Genomic DNA, 22161 nt, shown 5'->3' on the forward strand with positions numbered 1-22161 from the left:
TAGTATGAAGTAAATGTGTATTTTTATTGATTGATAATATTCATGAATTTCTATAGGATTTTGATTTTCATACTGCTCTAGCTCTTCTTTAAGTGATAATAAACCAATATATTTCTGTATCTTTTCGTGATCATTAGCTAGCTTTGCAGCTGTGAGTCCATTCTCAGTGGCTTCCTGATTTTTATTATCATATTGTAAAATTTCCTCAACTTTCTTTAACGCTAAGTCGTATTTCTTAATTGCTATTAAACAAGTGATAATCTTATTAATTTTTTCTATAGCTTGTGCTTGTGCAAAATTAAGGTTGCTAACAAGAGCTTCGATATGAATGTGGTTAATATATTCTTCAGGATTTAATAAAAATGCTATGTCCTGGAAGATATTACTGAGATATGGAGTTATTTTATTTTTAGGTATTGTTTTGTATAAATTGTTTAGCTAATTCATATTGTTTGGTATATAATAAGGCTGTTGTCGATAGTAATATAGCACCACCAATGGAGTTGCTAATTTCGATTCACTCATCCTTTAGGTTTGCTTCATTCACAATTCTCTCAGCAGCAGAATATTGATTGTATTTGGCAATATATTGAAAACATTGAAACTGTTCTTTACTATCTTTAGATAAATTGTCTTGGTTAATTAGATTTAATTTAGCTTCAGCAATTTCAGCTAAATTAAAACTCATTGCTGTCAAAATTTTGATATCTGTAGGAGCATTTTTGATTAAATTTTTTGCTTCTGTTGCCCTTTCGTTAAGTAAATAAATATTAAATAAGTTATAGATTGAATCGCTATCGTTTGGTCGATCCTTTAAAATGCGTAATAATTGCTCTTCGTCTAATGATAATTTTTCTGTATTATTATAGGCTACTGATAGATTATAACGGCAAAAATAGATGAATTTACTTTCCTGTTTTTGCTCATTGTTTACTAGATTCGCTAGTCGTGGTGCAAATAATGTTATTATTTCATCATATTTTTGGTAGCAAGCAATATTTTAGAAAAAGAGCTTAGAATAGCAAAATCTTCTATATTTGCTAATTGTTTAATAATATCAAGTTGAAATTCAGGTTTTACAAATAATAATATTTAGATATTTCTGATACCATTCTCCTATAGTTTTAAGTAAATTTAAAACTATAGGTGCTGATTTAAATATATCTTTCGCTACTTCTTCCATTAATGAAATATTCTTTTCTACTACGGCTAAACGAAAAATATTTTCCTTAGCGATAAATTTATTGATAATCTTAGTGATAGGGTTAGAAGAATTGGAGCTATAGGTTTGAAAAATATTTCTACTTTAGAATTTTTATTAATCAAAGCATTATATTCACTAATCTCATAATCTTTAAATAACTCATGATTTTTAAGTTCTTCGTAACTGTAATACACATTCCAATAGCTTTTTTGGGGTTTTGACCTCTTTTATCTTCTTAATTGCTAAATTAGCAAATTCTGAAGCTAATTTTGAATTTTTTATTTCTTCAATAGTGCTTTATTTTTTATATCAAAATCTTTAACTATTGCTGAGTACAATTCTATAGCTGTATTTAAGGTAATATTGCGAGTTTTAAGTGGTAACCATACAATATGGTTATTTTCGGAAAAGTTAATAGAAGGCTTTTTTGATTTCATATATGATGCCTAGTTATTTTTAACAAGACATCATACATTAGTTTAATGCTTAGTCAAAACATTATTAATATTTTTTAATAATTACCCACCGAATTGCTCTTTAATAATTCTATCTTCCAGAGTATGGTTTTTATTAAAGAGCAGTGTGATAGGCTTATCCTTAGTAGATTTAATGGTAACATTTGTGATATTATTAAACTCCTGAAAGTCGGCAGTAGCATTTACCGGTCGTTTATTTGTATTAAGTATTTCAAATTTAATCGTAGCAGATGAAAGCAGTAAAGCACCGTGCCACCTACGCGGTCTAAACGAGCAGATAGGGGTTAGGCATAACATGTTTGACTCAAGCGGTAAAATAGGACCGCCGGCAGATAAATTATAAGCACTACTTCCGGCAGGTGTTGCAACTAAAGCTCCGTCTGCTACTAATTCGCTCATTCTCTCTATCCCGTTTACGTCTATTCTAAATTTAGCAGCTTGATTAGTTTTGCGAAATATCGATACTTCGTTAATAGCAAGTGCCGTATATATTTGACCGCTCGTGTCTTCGACTTGCATAAGAAGAGGATTTAGGATAGAAACCGTACTTTCATGTATATTTTGTAATAAATTTTTGGTATCTAAAAGATTCATTAAAAAGCCGAGGCTTCCTAAATTAACTCCGTAAAAAGGTATATTAAGATGCATATAGTGGTGAATATTATGTAGTAATTCTCCATCCCCGCCTATTACGATAATTACCTCCGCTTCCTCTATTTTACAATAATTATAGAGTTTTTTTATTTCCTCTATAATAGCTAAATGTTTGGAATTTTGGTTATAAATCAATGCTATTTTATTTATATTCATAATATGAATTTCTTTTTTAATATATAGACGCTTAACTAATAATAAGTTATAAGAATAAAGTAATAAAATAAATATTAAGTTAAATTATGTCATCATTCAACATCAAAAATCATAAAAATGATCTGCTATTTGTACCGCTAGGGGGATCTAATGAAATAGGTATGAATCTTAATCTTTACCATTATCAAGGTAAATGGTTAATGATTGATTGTGGTAGCGGTTTTGCCGATGATTATTTACCCGGTGTTGATATGATAATTGCTGATAGCAGCTTTATAGAGAAATATAAAAAAGATATAGTAGGTCTGATTTTAACTCATGCTCACGAGGATCATTTAGGTGGAGTCCAATATTTATGGAATAGCCTTAAATGTCCTATTTATACTACTACTTTTACAGCAAATTTTTTAAAAATTCGTTTAAATGAATATGATTTTGCTAAAAATATCAAAATTCATGAAGTAAAACCCGGTAGTAAAATAAATCTAGATCCTTTTTCCTTAGCGATGGTGCCACTGACTCACTCGGCTCCTGAAATGCAAGCAATTATGATCCGTACGGATGCAGGTAATATTTTACATACGGGAGATTGGAAATTTGATAATGATCCGATACTTGGGAAAAAAGCCGATGAGGAGCTTTTAAAATCTTACGGAGATGAAGGGGTGCTTGCACTTGTTTGTGATTCAACTAACGTATTTAATAAAGGAAGCTCAGGTTCTGAGGGGGATGTTAGAAAAAGTTTAGTAGATATTATAGTCGGTTGTCCTCAAATGGTAGTAGTTTCAACCTTTGCCTCTAATTTAGCACGGCTTGATACAATAATTCATGCTGCAGGGCTTGCGAGTAGAAAAGTAGTCTTAACCGGTAGAAGTTTGCACCGTATGATGCTTGCTGCGCAGGAAAGCGACTATTTGAAAGATATTGCTCCTCTAATTAGTGAACGTGATGTTAGCAGATTTAGAAGAGAAGAATTATTAGTAATTGCTACCGGTTGTCAAGGTGAGCCTATGGCTGCCACCGCAAAACTGGCTAGTAATTCTCACCCGTCTATAAAGCTTGTTCCTAAGGATACAATGATTTTTTCTTCAAAAATTATTCCGGGTAATGAAAAGAAAATATTCAGGCTATTTAATATATTTGTTAAAGCCGGTGTAGAAGTTATTACCGAGCGAGACCATTTTGTACATGTTTCAGGACATCCATCGATTGACGAGCTACAAAAAATGTATTCTCTAATTAGACCGAATATTTGTATACCTGTTCACGGTGAGCCTGTACATATTCATGAACATGTTAAGCTTGCTAAGAAAAACGGCATAAAACAGGCAGTAAAGGTTGAAAACGGTAGTGTAGTACTGCTTGAACCTAATAATGCAAAAGTAATTTCAAAGGTTGAAAACGGTTATTTAGCTGTTGACGGTAATTATTTGCTGCCCGTTGAATCTCCGATTTTCAAAGCTAGAAGACGTATGCGTGAGTCGGGTATCGTGGTAGCATCAGTAGTCATTAATAAAAAAGGACTGCTTGCTGCAAACCCAATGCTGTCTATGCCCGGGCTGCTTGATCCGAAAGAGGATATGGCATTAGTTAACCTCATTAAAAACGACATTAAAGAACTTGTTACCATTCAAAATAAACAGGCTAAAAAAGCATTGTCGGATGAACAAGTAATCGAGGCAATAAAAGGAACAATTCGTAAAACCTTAAAACAAGAAATTAATAAGTCACCCGTTATAATAGTAAATCTTGAGAAAGCTGTGGAGTAGTGAAATTGTTATTGTGCGTAGGTATTGTTTTATGGCTCGAGAAATTCGCTCGATGTCATTCCCACGGAAGCGGGAATCCAGTAAAACAACTTCAATATTGATACAGAAGTTACATATTTGATAAAAAAACCATATAAAAACACGTTTTTATATATGGTTTTACTGAATTCCCGCCTTCGTGAGAATGACATAAACAAGCCAAGCAACGATACCTACAAACCTGCAAGTGATAAAGAAAAAATAAGCACATGAACAAATTTAAAAATATTGCGGTTTATGGGGGAGGGAGTTTCGGTACTAGCCTTGCTTCTTTAGCAGCACAAAACTGTAATAACGTTACTTTATTTTTATGTGATGAGGCAATAGCAAAGGAAATTTTACATAACAAAACTAACGTAAAATATTTAGGGGATATTAAATTACCTGCTCATTTACAGGCTACTACAAACTTAGATATAATTAAGGATTTTGAACTAATTATTATTGCAGTGCCGTCTTACGCTTTTGATAACTCAATAAAATTATTAAAAACTCGCAGCATTTCTAAAGACAATACTCTTCTAATTGCAACAAAAGGCTTTGCCCGTAATCCTACCGCATTATTTTCAGATAGGTTAAAAACTCTATTACCACATAGCCCTACAGCGTTTTTTGCAGGTCCGAATCTAGCAAAAGAACTTGCTAAAAATTTACCTGCTTCGGCAAGTATTGCAAGTTTAGATATAGATGTAGCAAATAAAATAGCTTATAACCTAAGTTCAAAAATTTTTATTACTAATGTGTCAAGCGATATTGTAACATTACAGGTAGCAGGAGCTTTAAAAAATATTTTTGCTATTAAAAGTGGGATTGATTTAGCAAAAAAGCAGGGCGAAAATGCAAGAGCAACGCTTATAGTAGCTGCCTTGAAAGAAATTGCTATTTTATCGAAAGCTTTAGGTGGTATGCAAAAAAATTCTGATATTTTACTAGAAGCGGGAGTAGTAGGCGATTTAGTGCTTACTTGTTATTCGTTAGGCTCACGTAATACAAAATTTGGTTATGAACTTGGAATGAGTAGCGATAAAAAGAAATTTTTACAGGAATATAAAGAGCTAGTAGAGGGAAGCGAAGCATTAAAATTAGTTTTGGATTTGATAAAAAAATATAATTTACATATGCCTATAATTTCCGAAGTAGCTTCGTGTGTTATTCCTTATGTCATTCCTGCGCAAGCAGGAATGACATAGGTATCCACGCAACAATGCTTCCGCGGGAATGACATATGACTCCACGCGAGCAATACCAATCAAGTATTACAGCAATCTCTTCATCTGTTCTTGCTCTAATTTTTCTTCTTTATCTAGTTTGTTTAAAAATTCTTTATAAAAACCGTTTGTTATATATACAAGTTCCATTTCGGTATTTAATGCAGAAGATTCAAGTATGATTACACATTCACCATCCTTGAAAGTAACCACTTTATCATTTTCTTCTTCTAAACTATATTTATCTTTTCAAATTTATTTTGATCTATAGTTAAAATAACGGCTTCTATTACATTAAAATCATTACATATCACTAAAGCTTTAGATATAGTTTTTGTATTTGGTTCTATAAATTATATCCTTGCCAATAATTAGGTTCTTTATTGATGATTTTGTATTTTTTTGTTAGATCTATATTGGTAGTTTTATTTCATTCAAGACCAAGTGGCATGGGATTAGAATATATATTTAAACAAAAAAATATAATGAATAAGGATAATAGATTTTGCATAAATAATATGAAAATTTTCTATTAAATTAGATACCTTAAATAACATAAGATTTTTTAAATTTCAATTAAAAATTTATTTTGGTCTGATGAAGTAAAAATCTTTACAAAATTTAGTGAAAAAAAAATAAAACCTCATATATTATAAGTAATTATATCTTTAGCTCATTACATGATAATCTTTAGTATAGTTTTTTTTAAAACCGTTTCGGTATTATTAAGTGTAGTAATAGGATTTTTAGCAGGTAAATATTCAAATGTTGAAAGAGATAGTATCTCTTCGTTACTATTCTATTTTATATCGCCTATAGTATTTTTTACGATACCTGCTAGTACAACCTTAACACTTGCGGCATTAAGCGTTACGGTCGTAACATTTGTAATTGCAACACTCTTATCGCTCTTTTCTTATTATTTTTTTGGTAAATTTTGGCAGGATCATACACGTAATATTATAGCTTTGTCTGCAGGTACGGCAAATGGCGGGTATTTTATGTTGCCTATAGCTGCAGCACTTTTTGATGATTATACATTAAGTATTTACATGATGGCTGTTATAGGAGTGAATATTTATGAATGTTCCGTCGGCTTTTATATTTGTATGAGGAGCTTTGCTAATACCACTGATAGTATATTAAAAGTAGTAAAATTACCGATTTTAAACGCTTTTTTCTTGGGATGTTTATTTAGTTTTTGCGGTTTTACTTTACCGGATTTTTTAGATGATTTTATATATAATATGAAAGGCTCTTTTTCGATACTCGGTATGGTGATGGTGGGTCTTGCTCTTTCGTCTCTACAAAAATTTGAAGTCGATATCAAATTTACTCTTGCTACTTTTGCTGCTAAATTTCTATTCTATCCTTTGGGAGTAGGGTTATTTATCATGTTTGATCATTTTGTAACAAAATGGTATAACAATGATTACTATAATGCCCTAAAACTACTTTCTACGGCACCACTCGCAGCAAATACTATAGTTATAGCGAATTTACAGAAATTTTACCCTGAAAAAGTTGCAGCTACTGTGTTTTTATCTTTGCTTTTTGTAGTTATATATATGCCGACCATGGTCAGTATATTTTTAAGTGACTTAAATTAATAACATGATGACAATGAGTTTTTTAAAATTTATTCTAAATTGGTATTAATAGGTTCATATGAAAATTAATTCAATAAAAATTGGTCCCTATATTAATTTATTACCTCTTCAATATATACCGAAACATAAAATTTCTTATGTGGAATTCGGTGATCCTAAAAATAAAAATATAATAGTATGTGCTCACGGTTTAACTAGAAATGCTCATGATTTTGATAAAATAGCTAAAGAGTTGAGTAAAGATTATAGAGTAATTGCAATAAATTATCCTGGTCGCAGTGATAGCGAAAATTTTAAAAAAGCTAATCATTATAACTATACGACTTATATTAAAGATACGTTATTTTTTTTAAAAAGGCTAAATATCAAAAATCCTATTTGGCTTGGTACTTCAATGGGCGGTATTATAGGTATGGTACTTGCCAGTAAATATAACAATATTTTTAAAGCCTTAATATTAAATGATATAGGGGCGTTTATTGATGCTGCTCCTTTAATTAAAATTGGAGGTTATGCTAAAAAAACGATACTCTTAGATGATTTGGCTAGTGCAAAAGAACATTTAAAACTTATTTATGCACAAAGCGGTATTCAAGATGAAGAAGATTGGGATTATTTAACAAAATATAGTGTAATTTCTACATTCGGCGGAAAATATAAAATGAATTATGATCCTGCTATAACAAAAGGAATGAAAAATGCTAGTAACCAGGAAGATATTAAACTATGGTCTGTATGGAATAAAATAAAATGTAGAATATTAGTAATTCATGGGATGAAATCTCAAATTTTAACAAAATCTACTATTAAAAAGATGAAAGAAACAAAAATTTTTGATCTTTATGAAATAAAATATGCCGGTCATGCTCCTTCTCTAATGAACCCTGAAGAAATTAACTATGTCAAATCTTGGTTAGAAAAGAAGTCTTAGATTGTGTGACATTGTGTTGTACGAACGTTCAGGATGTCATTCCCGCGGAAGCGGGAATCCAGAAAAATAACCTTAATCTTGGTACAAATTACATATTTAATAAAATAAACATATAAAAAAACTGTTTTTTATATGTTTTTTGGGATTCCTGTTTTTGCATGAATGACATAGGCATCATTTAAATTAATAAATAATAATTATGAAAATTACTACTAAAGTACTAATAATAGGTTCAGGACCTGCGGGCTTAAGTGCTGCTATTTATACAGCTAGAGCTGCTTTAAAACCAATATTAATAAATGGTATGCAGCCAGGCGGGCAGCTTACAATTACCACTGATGTTGAGAACTATCCAGGATTTGCAGAAACGGTGCAAGGACCTTGGCTTATGGAGCAGATGTCTATGCAGGCTAAAAATGTCGGTACGGAAATTGTTAGTGATTACGTAGAAAAGGTGGATTTATCAAAAAGACCTTTTAAAGTATTTACAGGAGCAGGAAATGAATATGACGCGGAGAGCATAATAATTTGTACCGGTGCGGAAGCAAAATGGCTTGGTATAGCTTCAGAGCAGAAATTTCGTGGTTTTGGTGTTTCGGCATGTGCTACTTGCGATGGTTTCTTTTTTAAGAATCAAGAAATAGTTGTAGTAGGGGGAGGAAATAGTGCAGTAGAAGAAGCTTTATACTTAACCAATCATGCTAGCAAAGTCACTATAGTGCATAGAAGAGATAGTTTTAGAGCTGAGAAAATATTACAGGATCGATTATTTAAAAATCCTAAAATATCAGTAATTTGGGATCATGTAATAGATGAGATTGTAGGTAGCAATAAACCAAAATCCGTTACCGGAGTTAAAATTCAACATGTTCACACCAAAGAGATTAGTTTATTGAATTGTAGCGGTGTATTTATAGCTATTGGGCATGCACCGAATACGGGGCTATTTACCGGACAAATTGTAATGGATGACGATAATTATATCATCACGAAGTCAGGCACTACTAGAACTAGTGTAGAAGGTGTTTTTGCTGCTGGTGACGTTCAGGATAAAATTTATAGACAAGCAGTAACTGCTGCAGGAACAGGCTGTATGGCGGCTCTTGAGGCTGAAAAATTTCTAAATAAATAATTTAGATTTTTTAGCTGTAAATTAACATATAGGTTAATAAAAAATTGTTGCATTCAGTAAGACACTTATTATAGTCATTGTGTATTAATTTAATTAGGTACAAATATAATGACTTGGCACATAATAAATATACCACCACAAAAACAAAATATTGATACATATCCATTACTTATGAAATTGTTAGTTGGACGAGGTAGTTTTAACATAAATATTTAGAAGCATTGAAAAATGCTAATTTAGAAATAGAGCTAGAAGAAGCCGCATTTTTACAAAAATTTTTAATATATTCTGCAATAAAATTTTACTTAAATCATTTTTATCCAAATAGTCCAAGTGAAAAATTTACAGAGCTAGAAATAACCGGAGTTAGATATGATCAAGTGATAAAGGCTCCTGATATTAGGTTAGCTACTGATAAGCCTACAACTAATAATATATTTAAAAATTTTACTTTTGACTCAATGTTACATCAGAATTGGATTTTTAATGGAGATGACTCAAATGGTTGGCTGTTAGCAAATATAAATCTTAATAAAGGCGGTTATTTAATAACTTAGAAAAAGTATTTCTCTCAGCTGTGATCTCTTTAGAGTCACAATTAATAAATCCTAAAATATTACTCTGATATTTCATCGAGGTTATTGAGTATGCATGGGGCAATATTAAAGGAGTTAAAGGTAATTATTTAGAGCCATTCAAGAATTTAATAGCTTGTGGCAAAGAAGAAATAAGTCCCTCTGAGCTGAGTTATGGGTTAAAATAGCTGAGGCTATAAAGGTAGGTAAAGTATCAAATTTATTTTGAGAAAATATTCTAGAAGACTTAAACAAGGCAGGTGTATTACTTTATTATAATATAACTGAAAACTCTACTATATTATCTGACATTGGATATAAATTTCCTCAAGAAATATTGAATCTTATGTTAAACGCAATAGCTCCTGAAGATATCATTAATATTATAAAACATGCTAATTTGGAAAATATTTCTTATGATATATTAGAAAGTCAAATGGGTGGTGAAAATTCGGGTATAAATAATTCATTATAAATATTTCTATTGCTAGTATTGCCGTATAATTTTAAGATAAGTTTGTAACAGTTTTTTCGTCTGAGTTACGGGAATTGTGGCCTTGTTGCATGGCTCATTTTATGTCATTCCTGCGGAAGCAGGAATCCAGAAAAAATAAATACAGCAAATTTTTGAAATTAAAAGCTCGATTCATTTCGCTTGATTCTGGATTCCTGCTTCCGCAGGAATGACATAAAATGAGCCATGCAACAACGCCAATGTTCGCTTGCAATGACGATTTTAGTATCCATGCAGGTAATGAGAAATATATGAACTTACTTAAAAACATTACAGGAAAGAATTATATAAACGGTGAATTTATAGAGTTCGGGAAGCAAATATCTGTTATTAATCCTGCGACCTTAAAAGAAATTGCTACAGTTCCGAATTTGGGATTATCTGAGATTAATTCAGCGATTAATAATACGGTGACTAGTTTTTCTTCATGGTCACAAAGCTCATTTGAAGCGAGAATAGTGATTCTTAGAAGATGGTATAATTTAGTAATCGAAAATATTGAGGAGTTAAGTCATATATTAACCCTAGAGCAGGGTAAAGTACTTGCTGAATCAAAAAAAGAAATTTTATATGGAGCCTCTTTTATTGATTGGTATACATATGCTATACATAATATTCATTCGACTATCAAACCCGGTAATAGTAAAACTCATAAAATTGTTACGCAATATGAGCCTGTAGGACCGTCTGCTGCTATAACTCCTTGGAATTTTCCAAATGCAATGATTACTCGCAAGGTAGTACCTGCAATAGCTGCGGGTTGCAGCGTTATATTAAGACCGTCAAGTCTTACGCCTCTATCAGCTTTAGTACTTGCGAAATTTGCAAGCGATGCCGGTTTGCCTGCCGGAGTATTTAATGTAATTACAGGTAGTTCAGATATTATAGGTAAGGCTTTTTGTGAAAATTTTAGGCTTCGGAAATTATCATTTACCGGCTCTACAAATGTCGGTAAAATTCTATATCAAAATGCCGCAAATACTCTAAAACGTTTATCTTTGGAGCTTGGTGGCAATGCTCCTTTCATTATAACGGCAGATAATAATTTAGAGAAAGTAGTAAGTGATTTAGTAATCGCTAAAACTAGAAATAGTGGACAGTCTTGTACTGCACCTAACAGAATATTTATAGAAGAATCTATATATGAAAAATTTATAGAAATTCTAAAGGCTAAATTTACTAAGCTTAAATCCGGTGACGGATTTGATAAGGAATCGGATGTAGGTCCGTTAATTAATTCTGCTGCCATAGAAAAAATACAAAAGTTACTCGCTGATGCACAAAGTGAAGGAGCTAAATTAATTTGCGGCGGTAAAGCTGTTGATAATTTTATTGAGCCTACCATTATTATTGACTGTTTGGATAATATGGATATCTTTAGAACAGAAATATTCGGTCCGGTAGTTGCTTGTTATAAATTTAAAGATTTGGATGAAGTAATAGAACGTGCAAATAATACTGAATACGGCTTGCAAGGATATATATATTCAAATAATATATCTGTGGCACTAATGATAGCGTCTAAGCTTGATTTTGGTATGGTATCGATTAACGACCCGTTACCTGCAAATGCAAAAGCACCTTTTGCAGGACGTAAAGCTTCAGGTTTTGGAGTTGAAGGCTCATTTGAAGGGATATTTGAATATCTAAATACGCAATATATAAATTTACAGAATTAAGAATGCCCATATGGTTCCTTTTATGTCATTCCTGCGAAAGCAGGAATCTAGTAAAGAATATAAAAAATTATTTTATATTCTTATTTTATAAAAAATATAATTCTTTGTAGCAGTATTAAGATTATTTTTTCTGGATTCCCGCTTTCGCGGGAATGACATAGAAAATATAATAATCTAAGTAATAAATAGTAAAAATTATGCCAGTGCTTGCAGATAATATTGCAGTACAAATTGAAAAAATTTATGAAGTATTGGATTTAATAGATAATGAAGGAGCTGATCTTTTGTTATGGGCAGTATCTGATTGTCTTGCCGAGCTATTAGATCAATATAAAGAATCGTTAACAATTGAATATGTTGATCCTTTGATGCAACTAATTAAAAGGTTTGAAGAGCAAAATACTATAATACCTAAAATGCTTAATAATGCTTTAAGCAATATATTATTAATCCTTGAAGATGGATGTAAATCTGAGGAATCAGAACTAATAGAAAATATAATTAATAGTTTGAATACTCTTGATATGTTAGGAGGATATGCATAGTAATCTTCCAAAAATCTCAATAGTTTTACCGGTTTATAATAGAAAGAAGCTATTACCTTTTGCTATTGAGGGTTGCCTTAATCAAAGCTTTAAAGACTTTGAGCTTATTATTATTGATGATTGCTCAAAAGATAATAGCGTTATAGTAGCTAGGACATATGCAGAGCAGGATTCACGTATTAAGGTAATAGTAAATGAGACCAATAAAAGATTACCGGCAAGTCTTAATATTGCTTTTAAAGAGGCCAAGGGGGAGTATTTTACTTGGACTTCAGATGATAATCTTTTCCATGAAAATGCTTTAGAAAGAATGGTTAAGATACTTGATAATTCACCTGAGATAGGGCTTGTATATACTGATTATACTTTGATCGATGACCACGGTAAAGTAGGAATAAGACTTTATCAAGAACCTCCTGAGTTTTTACCGATTAGAGATTGCGTCGGTGCATGTTTCTTATATAGAGCCGATTTAGCAAGGCAAGTAGGTGGATATAATGAAAATATGCAGTTAGTGGATGATTATGAATATTGGCTAAGGTTTGGGCTTGTTACGAAATTTGCTCATATACCGGAATCTTTATATTTCTACCGAGTACATGATCAAAGCTTAACAATAGAGCGTAAAGTAGAAGCAAAACAGGCAAAAAGAGTTTTAAAAGAATTATTTAAAGATCAATATATTATTCCTGCTGAGATTAAACCTATAAATGATTTATATAATTGGTTTATTGAAGATAGAAATTTAAGCTCTTGTTTTAGGTTATTTAAAATAATTATTTGTAATCCGATAATTACTATTTCGTATATTATTAAAAATCTAAGAAGAATAAGGTGATATTTTAATGCTTTAATGTCATTCCCGCGAAGGCGGGAATCTAGAAAGAATAACTTTAATATTTATACGAAATACATATTATTGACAAAATAAACATATAAAAACAAGTTTTTATATGTTTTACTGGATTCCTGCTTTTGCGGGAATGACATAGTAGAACCATAGCACAACATCCTTAAAACAAATGCAAAATCAAGATTTCATATATACATTAAATCCAGAGCAGCAAAAAGCAGTTCTTCACACTGAAGGACCGCTTTTATTGCTTGCAGGTGCAGGGACAGGTAAAACAAAGGTACTTACCTCAAGAATAGCTAATATTATTCACCAAAATTTAGCCTCACCTCAAAATATTCTAGCCGTTACTTTTACTAATAAAGCTGCTAAAGAAATGGCTGAAAGAGTTAATAGTCTAATTAATTGCTATGGTCTTAATATAGGCACTTTCCACTCAATGGCAGCTAGGATATTACGTGACCAGATTGAGCATTTAAATCTTGGTTTAAATAATAGATTTACTATTATTAGTCATGATGATCAATTAAAACTAGTGAAAGATATAGTAAAGCTAAAAGATATTGATACTAAAAAATATGCTCCTAAATTAATACATATCATAATTTCTAGATGGAAAGATCAAGGATTATTACCAACTAAACTATCAGTATCAGATACTAATTTACCGCTGCAGAGGGTTGCAAAACTTGTATACGAAGAATATCAGAAAAATTTACTTATTGCTAATGTTTTAGATTTTGGAGATTTGCTACTTTATAATAATGAGCTTTTTATTAAAAACCCTGAAATACTAAGATATTACCAAGAAAAATATCGATATATTTTAATCGATGAATATCAAGACACTAACGTTGTCCAGTATTTATGGGCAAGAATGCTCGCAAGTTTATATAAAAATATTTGCTGTGTAGGGGATGATGATCAATCTATTTATGGTTGGCGAGGAGCAGAAGTCGGGAATATATTACGTTTTGAAAAAGATTTTGCAGGTGCAACAATTATTAAATTAGAGCAGAATTATAGATCAACTTTGCCAATACTTGCTGCTGCTTCCAATGTTATCAATAATAATAAAAACCGTCACGGTAAAACGTTATGGACAGATAGGGAAAACGGTGAAAAGATAAAAATTATCTCTTGTTGGAGTGATAAAGAAGAAGCAAGATATATAGCCGGTGAAATAGATAAGTTAGTGCGAAAAGACCGGTGTAATGCCGGCAATATTGCAATATTAGTACGAGCCGGATTTCAAACAAGAAGTTTTGAGGAAGCGTTTATAAATAGTGCTATGCCTTATAAAATTATAGGCGGTTTGCGGTTCTATGAACGTATGGAAATAAGAGACGTGCTTGCTTATATCCGTATATCTTTGAATCAAAATGACAATCTAGCACTTGAGCGTATTATAAATGTGCCGAAAAGGGCAATAGGTGCAGCTAGCTTAAATAAAATTAGAGTCTATGCACTTGAGCGAAATATTTCTAATTTCGCAGCCATTAAAGAAATGCTAGCAATAGGTGAGATTAAAGCAAAATCATATGAAACTCTAAAAGATTTGGTTACTAAAATTGATAATTGGTACGAAAGATTTAGTATAGATGCTCCAATAAACGTAGTTAAAGCAATACTTGATGATTCCGGTTATCTTGAAATGCTTCAAGAAGAAAAAACCGAAGAAGCATTCGGTAGAATCGAAAATATTAACGAAATGCTTAGAGCTATTGCTGAATTTAACGATGTTCATGATTTTATCGAACATTCAAGCTTAGTTATGGAAAATGAAGTGCTTGAAACCAATTACGGTGGCTCTGTTACTATAATGACCCTGCACGCAGCTAAAGGGCTTGAGTTTGACGTGGTATTTTTACCGGGCTGGGAAGAAGGCGTATTTCCGTCTCAAAGATCTCTAGACGAAGATGGCGAAAAAGGCTTAGAAGAAGAACGCCGCATTGCTTATGTCGGCATTACGAGAGCCAAAAAAGACCTCTACATTACTCATGCTGAAAGCAGAAAAATATTTTATGAAATAGTCCGTTCTTACCCTTCAAGGTTCATAACCGAAATCCCTGATGAAATTACGATCAGGACCTCTTCTATGAAAAAATACAATTCTTTTTATAAGTTTTAATTAATTTTCATTCATAAATTTTAAATTGGTTTGCATTCTTTAACTAATTATTATCTAATGTAATTAATAATAACTAATAGAGGAAGTGATATGGCTAAAGATGCTAATAAACCTGAAGGAAATCGTAAGGCTCCATTAAGTACAGAAGAATTATATAATAAATTTGACAATATAAGTAGTATTTTGATAGTAAATTTAATACTCGAATTAAATTTTTTAAAGATACTTCTGCTCCTCTTAACTATGTTGCCGCTACTAGACAAAATATTTTTACTGCAATTGAATCTAGTTCAATCTTTAACTGACACTATGATATAACACTCATGATGAAGTAACTAAATTAATTTCGTCAGAAGAGGAAAAAGGAAAATATAGCGTTGCAAATGCTAAAAATGCAGCTGCTTTAAAAGGTTTTGCCATAGATTTAAGTGAGTATCAAGTAGAGCAGATGAACGACGAAAAACGTAATGGCTTAAGTGAAGATGAAGTGATGTATATTAAAAAACCATTAGAAAAAGCTATGTTAGAATTAGCTAACCAAAAAATATCTAAAGAACAATATAGAGAGAAATTAATAGATAAAACATTAGATAACCTTAAAGAAAATGTTTCAGAAACAACATTAGGTCACTACAGAAAATTTCTTACTAAAATACTACCCCTAAACTTGATAAACAAGAGCAAATTAATGATCCAAAGCAAGTAGAAGCATTAACACAAGCAGTATTAAAGATAGCTGAATTTTTTAAAATTACTTTTCAAACAAATGAAAAAGCAGCAAAAGCTTTATCGTCTATTAATGAGTTAGGAGTAACTGAGCCTAATATAATTAAAACTTTATTACCAGCGATAAGTAAACTACCGCCTGAAAAAATGATAGAGCAAGGTAAAGAAATTATCAAGAATTTTGCCCCATTACTTGGGAGCAGCAATCCTGCGCTTGTTAACGGTACTAAAAGAGTATTAGCAGAGTTAAATCCTGGATATTTAACGGAACACGGATGGGGAGAAAGTATAGCATTAGAATTACAAAGAGTAACCAAACCTAAGCTATGGCAAAGAATAGTATCAGTTTTTACCGGTACGGATTATTCTCAAAAAAAATATAGATAAAGCATTTGCTAACTTTGAAAAAAGTAATAGTCTACATATAGAAACGAAAAATTTGTCGGAAGAACTACCAAGAGAAAAACAAGCACCAAATATTGTAAAGCAAAATAAAACAATACCCCAAGGCTATAAGTCTTCTATATCACAACCCCTATATCTCATGTTGAAAACCTTAATAAAAGTAGAGAGAGTGGACAACAGTCAGGGTATAGTAAGTAGTGATTTATATGATAATATAGTTGCGAGTTTGGAAAAAGTTTGATAATTTAGTTCATTATATCAAATAACTGAATAATGAGTATTATATGGCAGATATTATAACTAATATAGATGATACTATTGAAAAAAACGATGGAGTGACTGAGATGTTGGCTGCAGTAAAAGCTAAAATAGTTGATATAAAAAACGTAGATAGTAGATTAGATACTTTGAATAAAAATATTGTTACTCCCGATCCTATTCAACAATATTTACAATCTGAAGAATATATCACTAGTACGCTTGAAGTACTTGCCAGTAAAATTATTAGTGAAGTTGTAGAAAATAAAGATATACAAAAATTAGTAGATAACTTGCATATCAATTTAGGACAAGATACAAAACTAATACCTAGTTTAGCAGATAAGCTAAAGTTTGATGTCGCAAGGGCTGAAGCAGCACTTAAGGGTTTCGTACTTCCTCTAAATAAAGGAGGACCTTTTGGTGAATTATCATTGATGGGTATAGAAGATGAAGAAGAAATCTTTGCCAATCCTATAAGAGCAACTAAAGAAGCATTAATAGCCGTAAGCGGAAAGTCTATACCTAAAGAGCAATATGCACAGGCTGTAAAAGATCAAGCTATAGAAATCTTAAAACAAGATCCTAAAAACACTCCAGACAAACTTGAGAAATATGAAAAATTTATTATTCAAGGAGATAAAAACCAGAAATTTAATGAAGATAGTAAGCAGTTTATCCCAAGAGTAAATCAATTATCTCAAGTGGAATTTAGGGAATTACAAAAGGCAGCCACTTATACGCTGCAGCAGATTAGTAATAGATTAGAAAAAAATAATAAAATTAGTAAGCAATTAGAACAAACTATTATACTTGCTAACTCATCAGGCATAAAGAATCCTGAAATAATAAGGGAATTAAATAAGTTAGATTCTACTTATCTAACTGAGAATAGTACTAAAATAGCCACTGAATTAAAAGATATTAATGATAGGGGTACTTCTTTATGGGAAAAATTTAAGCAGATATTTACAGGTAGAAACTATTTGGAAGAAAGATTAGAAAAAGTTGTAGATAAATATATTACTCTGAGTGATGGATATGTAGTGAAGACAATTAATGATAAAATCTTTTCAAACGCTTTAACAAATCCTGAAATTACTGCAGGTCTAACAAAATTTTTAAATGAAAATAAAGATAAAGCAGCAACTAATCCTGAATTTAAAAATTTAATTCCTGTTACGGGTGAGCCTATTATAGTTCAACCGCAACAAGTTAATAATTTTAATTTAGCGGAACTCAGAAAAATCAATCCAATAGCATTTGATAAAACCATATTTGAAGATTCAATAGAACTAAGAAGTTCTAATATAAGACATCCGCAAATCACTCCTAATACTTCTACTAAAAATCAAGAAGCAGTAAGAAGAAAGGGTTAAATTTTAATATAACTTCATCATTGTGAGGAGGCTTTGTTACATTGCTTCTATGTCATTCCCGCGAAATCGGGAATCTAGAGTTTTTATTGTCACCCCGTGACTTGACCACGGGGTCTTGTATCACCAGCTGAGCCCTAAGATACTGCGATCAAGTCGCGGTATGACATTAAAGGTTACTAGATTCCCGCTTCCGCAGAAATGACATCAGAACATAAAGATTTAGGTGAGATGCTTAAATACTCCTCTTGCCATAATTCATTATAAAGAATAGGATCTATATTACCGCCTGAGATTAGTACTAGTAATTTTTGAGGTTTTTTGGATTGTGTTTTTAAAAAATTTACCACTGAAACCATATTTATACTACTGGACGGCTCGCATATTACTTTAAGTAAATGAGTAAGCCACGCTGTCCAGTAATATATTTCATATTCTTCTGCTAAATAAAAATCATCAAGTTTTTTCAGATATTCAAATGTACGAGCTGATACACTCAAGGTTTTAAGACCGTCCGCAATAGTATTCGGAGCATAGTTAAATCTATATGTTTTATTATTTTTAACAGATAAATAAGCATCATTGGCATTGAAAGGTTCTGAACCTATTAACAAGCTTGTCGGTGATATTAATTCTTTGGCAAGATATGTGCCGGAAATTAAGCCGCCGCCGCCGCAAGAGGCAAAAATAGCATCAGGACTAAAACCTAGCTGCTGTAATGCTTCATAGCATAACGTGCCTGCTCCTGCTATTGTAGAATCACTATCGGAAGGATGCATATAGTAAAATCCTTGCTTTTCATCTGCTTTTGCTTTTTCTTCCGCTTCTTGTCGAGTATATGTATATATAACTTCACCGCCGTAATAAAGAGCTGCTTGCTGTTTTACTTTTGAAGTATTTAACGGTAAATAAATCCTTGTTTTAATACCGAATAATTTACTTGCATAAGCAAGACCGATTCCATGGTTACCCGTACTATAACCGACTATTTTATCAGGTAATTTTCCTTGCTCTTTTAATTCTAATAAATGATTTAACACGCCTCTAACTTTAAATGCACCGGTTTTTTGTAATGCTTCAACCTTAAAAAAAATCTCATGACCGAGCATCTCATTTAAGCTTTCAGAGTGCACGATCGGAGTTAAATGTAGATATTGTTTTATTCTATTATGTGCGGCTGCTACATTTTGAGGAGGTTGTAGTAATAAATTCATAAATATAATTAATAATGGTAGCTTGAAATCAGGTTGATACTATATTATATAGTTAATAATTAGAAATTTTAAAAGGTTTTAATTGATGAATAAAAAATCCCTTCCGTTAATGGCACTGAGAGATATGGTAGTATTCCCGGGAGTAATTGCTCCTATTTTTGTGGGTAGGCAAAAATCGCTGCAAGCACTCTCTCATACTACCATTTCCGCGGAAGATAATAGTAAATATATTTTAGTAACTTTACAGAAAAAATTTGATCAAGAAAACCCTAGTACACACGAACTTTATAACACAGCTATACTTGCCAAGATTATCCAAATAGTGAAGCTGCCTAATAATACGGCAAAAATCTTAATAGAAGCAGTAGCAAGAGTAAAGCTAAGCAATATCAAAGGCGAGGAAGCTTTTGAAGCAAATTACGAAATTATTCCGGATGAAGAAATATTTGACGTTAATAACATGCGTTCACTCGTTGATAATGCAGTACAACTATTTAGTAAATATGCGATTAATGATAAGAAAGTTAATGCAGAAATTATTGAAACTATCAATAAAGAAATAAGTAATAGCACTAATTTCATAAATATTATAAATATATTAGCCTTACATTTGATAACTTCACTTGAGGCAAAGCAGCATTTATTAGAAGAAACTAGTCCTTTTAAGCGTATCACTACGGTTATTAGTACGCTTACTTCCAATATAGTAAATTCAGAAACCGAGCAGGCATTGCAGCAAAGAGTAAGAAAGCAAATCGAAAAAACGCAGCGTGATTATTATCTGCACGAACAAATGAAAGCTATTCAAAAAGAGCTTGATGAAGATAAATCAGAACTTGCCGATATTGAGAAAAAAATTAAAAGTTTAAAATTATCAAAAGAAGCAAAAGAAAAAGCTGAGGCTGAACTTAAGAAACTCCGTACCATGAACCAAATGTCAGCGGAGTCGGGAGTAACGCGTAACTATCTTGAGACATTGCTTAGCCTGCCTTGGGGTAAGTATGATAATAGCAAAATAGATATTAACCAAGCAGAGAAAATTTTAAATCGTGACCATTTTGGACTTGAAAAAGTTAAAGAACGAATTATAGAATATTTAGCGGTATTACAGCGTTCAAGTAAAATTAGAGGACCTATATTATGTTTAATAGGTCCGCCAGGGGTCGGTAAAACTTCACTTGTAAAATCTATTGCCGAAGGAATGGGCAGAAAATATACTAAACTTGCGCTCGGTGGTGTTAGAGACGAAGCAGAAATCAGAGGGCATAGAAAAACTTACCTTGGATCAATGCCTGGTAAAATTTTAGGTCAACTTAAGAAAGTTAAGACTAGTAATCCTGTAATGCTGCTTGATGAAATCGATAAAATGAGTTCTGATTTTAGAGGTGATCCGGCATCCGCTTTGCTTGAGGTATTAGACCCTGAGCAGAATAGTCACTTTGTTGATCATTATCTAGAAGTAGAATATGATCTATCAAATGTAATATTTATTGCTACTGCTAACTCTCATGATTTACCTAGAGCTTTAAGTGATAGAATGGAAAAAATATATATTTCCGGTTATGTAGAGGAAGCAAAGCTCCAAATTGCCAGAAATTATTTAGTGCCAAAACAATTTAAAATGCATAAAATCAAAAAAGATGAAATTACTATATCCGAGGCGGCAATTTTGGATTTAATTAGATATTATACCAAGGAGTCAGGTGTAAGAGCTTTAGAGCGTGAAATAGGGGCATTAACTAGAAAAGCATTAAAGCAGATTTTAGCAGATAAAAGTGTTAAGCATATCGCCATAGATAGTAATAATCTTGAAGAATTTTTAGGAACTAAGAAATATAATTTCGGGCTTGCCGAGAAAGAAGATCAAATAGGAAGTACCACGGGACTTGCTTACACTGAAGTAGGCGGAGAGCTTTTAACTATAGAGGCTTTAGCATTTCCAGGGAAAGGTGAAATAAAGACCACCGGAAAACTCGGTGATGTTATGAAAGAATCGGCAATGGCTGCCTATAGTTGTTTTAGAAGCAGAGCAATAAATTTTGGATTAAGGTATGACAATTATAAAGATTTTGATATTCACATTCACGTACCGGCCGGAGCTATTCCAAAAGATGGACCGTCTGCCGGCTGTGCTTTGTTTACGACTATTGTTTCGTTGATGACTAAAATACCCGTACATTGTACTGTAGCAATGACCGGTGAAATTACTTTAAGAGGCAATGTTTTACCTATAGGTGGTCTTAAAGAGAAGTTACTTGCTGCAAGTAGGGGAGGTATTAAAACCGTGTTGATTCCTGAAGAGAATGTCAAAGATTTGAAAGATATACCGCCGAATATAAAAGAAAGCCTAGAAATTATATCTGTATCAAATATTGATCAAGTACTTAAGCATGCTTTGGTAGAAACACCGATAAATAAATAGAGATTTGTTAATAGTCAATGAAATTAATGCAAGCTATAGTAAAGTAATTCTTTTTGACTTTTCAATCAAAATGCGATTTTTCTTGCTTAATGCCTGACTATCTTGAACTCGCCTATTATTATAGGCTTCCTGCCTTACGCCTGTCACTAAATTGGGCTGAATTGATTGTATTGTTGCGTGGATCAATTTCACCTCTGTCATCCCGTGGCTTGACCACGGGATCTAGTTAAAAATACTAATAATTTTAGTATTTTTTATTGTTTTTATGGACCCCATGGGGGGTG

General features: G+C 32.0%; 23 protein-coding genes. 17 read left to right on the plus strand and 6 right to left on the minus strand.

Going from position 1 to position 22161, the window contains the following annotated elements; translation table 11 throughout:
• Nucleotides 1-517 precede the first annotated feature (517 nt).
• The 4 genes from A3305_RS09615 to A3305_RS06440 form a co-directional block, all read right to left on the minus strand.
• Nucleotides 518-688 (minus strand): hypothetical protein, encoded by a 171-nt coding sequence (locus tag A3305_RS09615; RefSeq protein WP_014392228.1) that lies wholly within the window; start codon nucleotides 686-688, stop codon nucleotides 518-520.
• Between the two features lie 521 nt (nucleotides 689-1209).
• Nucleotides 1210-1398, minus strand: a complete 189-nt coding sequence (locus A3305_RS10745) for a hypothetical protein (protein ID WP_226984041.1) — start codon at nucleotides 1396-1398, stop codon at nucleotides 1210-1212.
• An 84-nt stretch (nucleotides 1399-1482) separates the two neighbouring features.
• Nucleotides 1483-1641 (minus strand): hypothetical protein, encoded by a 159-nt coding sequence (locus A3305_RS10750; RefSeq protein ID WP_226984042.1) that lies wholly within the window; start codon nucleotides 1639-1641, stop codon nucleotides 1483-1485.
• 81 nt (nucleotides 1642-1722) lie between these two features.
• On the minus strand, nucleotides 1723-2490 hold the full coding sequence (locus A3305_RS06440) for an NAD kinase (protein ID WP_014392230.1): 768 nt from the start codon (nucleotides 2488-2490) through the stop codon (nucleotides 1723-1725).
• 86 nt (nucleotides 2491-2576) lie between these two features.
• Here A3305_RS06440 and A3305_RS06445 point away from each other — a divergent pair, with 86 nt between their 5' ends.
• Together A3305_RS06445 and A3305_RS06450 are read left to right on the plus strand one after the other, a co-directional pair.
• Nucleotides 2577-4259: a ribonuclease J gene (locus A3305_RS06445; RefSeq protein WP_014392231.1), complete on the plus strand. Its 1683-nt coding sequence runs from the start codon at nucleotides 2577-2579 to the stop codon at nucleotides 4257-4259.
• A gap of 248 nt (nucleotides 4260-4507) precedes the next feature.
• The gene (locus A3305_RS06450) at nucleotides 4508-5488 is read left to right on the plus strand and encodes an NAD(P)H-dependent glycerol-3-phosphate dehydrogenase (protein WP_014392232.1); all 981 of its coding nucleotides are present in this window, start codon (nucleotides 4508-4510) and stop codon (nucleotides 5486-5488) included.
• Between the two features lie 66 nt (nucleotides 5489-5554).
• Here the strand turns inward: A3305_RS06450 and A3305_RS09620 are convergent, their stop codons facing one another.
• On the minus strand, nucleotides 5555-5719 hold the full coding sequence (locus A3305_RS09620) for a hypothetical protein (RefSeq protein ID WP_014392233.1): 165 nt from the start codon (nucleotides 5717-5719) through the stop codon (nucleotides 5555-5557).
• A gap of 467 nt (nucleotides 5720-6186) precedes the next feature.
• Between A3305_RS09620 and A3305_RS06455 the strand changes: the two genes are divergently transcribed.
• From A3305_RS06455 to A3305_RS06510, 14 genes are all read left to right on the plus strand, one after another.
• Nucleotides 6187-7116 (plus strand): AEC family transporter, encoded by a 930-nt coding sequence (locus tag A3305_RS06455; protein ID WP_014392234.1) that lies wholly within the window; start codon nucleotides 6187-6189, stop codon nucleotides 7114-7116.
• A gap of 58 nt (nucleotides 7117-7174) precedes the next feature.
• Entirely contained in the window at nucleotides 7175-8047 is an 873-nt protein-coding gene (locus A3305_RS06460; protein WP_014392235.1) for an alpha/beta fold hydrolase, read from the plus strand.
• Between the two features lie 199 nt (nucleotides 8048-8246).
• The gene (gene trxB / locus A3305_RS06465; RefSeq protein WP_014392236.1) at nucleotides 8247-9179 is read left to right on the plus strand and encodes a thioredoxin-disulfide reductase; all 933 of its coding nucleotides are present in this window, start codon (nucleotides 8247-8249) and stop codon (nucleotides 9177-9179) included.
• 221 nt (nucleotides 9180-9400) lie between these two features.
• On the plus strand, nucleotides 9401-9736 hold the full coding sequence (locus A3305_RS06470) for a hypothetical protein (RefSeq protein ID WP_014392237.1): 336 nt from the start codon (nucleotides 9401-9403) through the stop codon (nucleotides 9734-9736).
• Nucleotides 9737-10100: 364 nt separating this feature from the next.
• Complete coding sequence (locus tag A3305_RS11285; RefSeq protein ID WP_014392238.1) at nucleotides 10101-10229, plus strand: hypothetical protein; 129 nt, start codon at nucleotides 10101-10103, stop codon at nucleotides 10227-10229.
• Nucleotides 10230-10519: 290 nt separating this feature from the next.
• Complete coding sequence (locus A3305_RS06480; RefSeq protein WP_041860596.1) at nucleotides 10520-11947, plus strand: NAD-dependent succinate-semialdehyde dehydrogenase; 1428 nt, start codon at nucleotides 10520-10522, stop codon at nucleotides 11945-11947.
• Nucleotides 11948-12144: 197 nt separating this feature from the next.
• Entirely contained in the window at nucleotides 12145-12492 is a 348-nt protein-coding gene (locus A3305_RS06485) for a hypothetical protein (RefSeq protein ID WP_014392240.1), read from the plus strand.
• The gene (locus tag A3305_RS06490; protein WP_014392241.1) at nucleotides 12485-13330 is read left to right on the plus strand and encodes a glycosyltransferase; all 846 of its coding nucleotides are present in this window, start codon (nucleotides 12485-12487) and stop codon (nucleotides 13328-13330) included. The genes A3305_RS06485 and A3305_RS06490 overlap by 8 nt, the downstream gene beginning before the upstream one ends.
• Nucleotides 13331-13514: 184 nt before the next feature.
• Nucleotides 13515-15476: a DNA helicase PcrA gene (pcrA, locus tag A3305_RS06495; protein WP_014392242.1), complete on the plus strand. Its 1962-nt coding sequence runs from the start codon at nucleotides 13515-13517 to the stop codon at nucleotides 15474-15476.
• A gap of 90 nt (nucleotides 15477-15566) precedes the next feature.
• On the plus strand, nucleotides 15567-15794 hold the full coding sequence (locus A3305_RS06500) for a hypothetical protein (RefSeq protein WP_014392243.1): 228 nt from the start codon (nucleotides 15567-15569) through the stop codon (nucleotides 15792-15794).
• Between the two features lie 130 nt (nucleotides 15795-15924).
• Entirely contained in the window at nucleotides 15925-16182 is a 258-nt protein-coding gene (locus A3305_RS06505; protein ID WP_014392244.1) for a hypothetical protein, read from the plus strand.
• 167 nt (nucleotides 16183-16349) lie between these two features.
• A complete protein-coding gene (locus tag A3305_RS09625; protein WP_014392245.1) occupies nucleotides 16350-16589 on the plus strand; it encodes a hypothetical protein in 240 nt (79 codons plus the stop codon).
• Between the two features lie 52 nt (nucleotides 16590-16641).
• Nucleotides 16642-16848, plus strand: coding sequence for a hypothetical protein (locus A3305_RS09630; protein ID WP_014392246.1), 207 nt, complete (start codon nucleotides 16642-16644; stop codon nucleotides 16846-16848).
• A 43-nt stretch (nucleotides 16849-16891) separates the two neighbouring features.
• Nucleotides 16892-18244, plus strand: coding sequence for a hypothetical protein (locus A3305_RS06510; protein ID WP_014392247.1), 1353 nt, complete (start codon nucleotides 16892-16894; stop codon nucleotides 18242-18244).
• A gap of 176 nt (nucleotides 18245-18420) precedes the next feature.
• On the opposite strand, the gene A3305_RS06515 is transcribed toward A3305_RS06510, so the two are convergent.
• On the minus strand, nucleotides 18421-19455 hold the full coding sequence (locus A3305_RS06515) for a serine/threonine dehydratase (RefSeq protein ID WP_014392248.1): 1035 nt from the start codon (nucleotides 19453-19455) through the stop codon (nucleotides 18421-18423).
• Nucleotides 19456-19540: 85 nt separating this feature from the next.
• Between A3305_RS06515 and lon the strand changes: the two genes are divergently transcribed.
• The gene (gene lon, locus A3305_RS06520; RefSeq protein WP_014392249.1) at nucleotides 19541-21877 is read left to right on the plus strand and encodes an endopeptidase La; all 2337 of its coding nucleotides are present in this window, start codon (nucleotides 19541-19543) and stop codon (nucleotides 21875-21877) included.
• The last annotated feature ends 284 nt before the right edge of the window (nucleotides 21878-22161 follow it).

Origin of the sequence: Rickettsia amblyommatis, assembly GCF_002078335.1 — a bacterium.
Taxonomy (GTDB): domain Bacteria; phylum Pseudomonadota; class Alphaproteobacteria; order Rickettsiales; family Rickettsiaceae; genus Rickettsia; species Rickettsia rickettsii.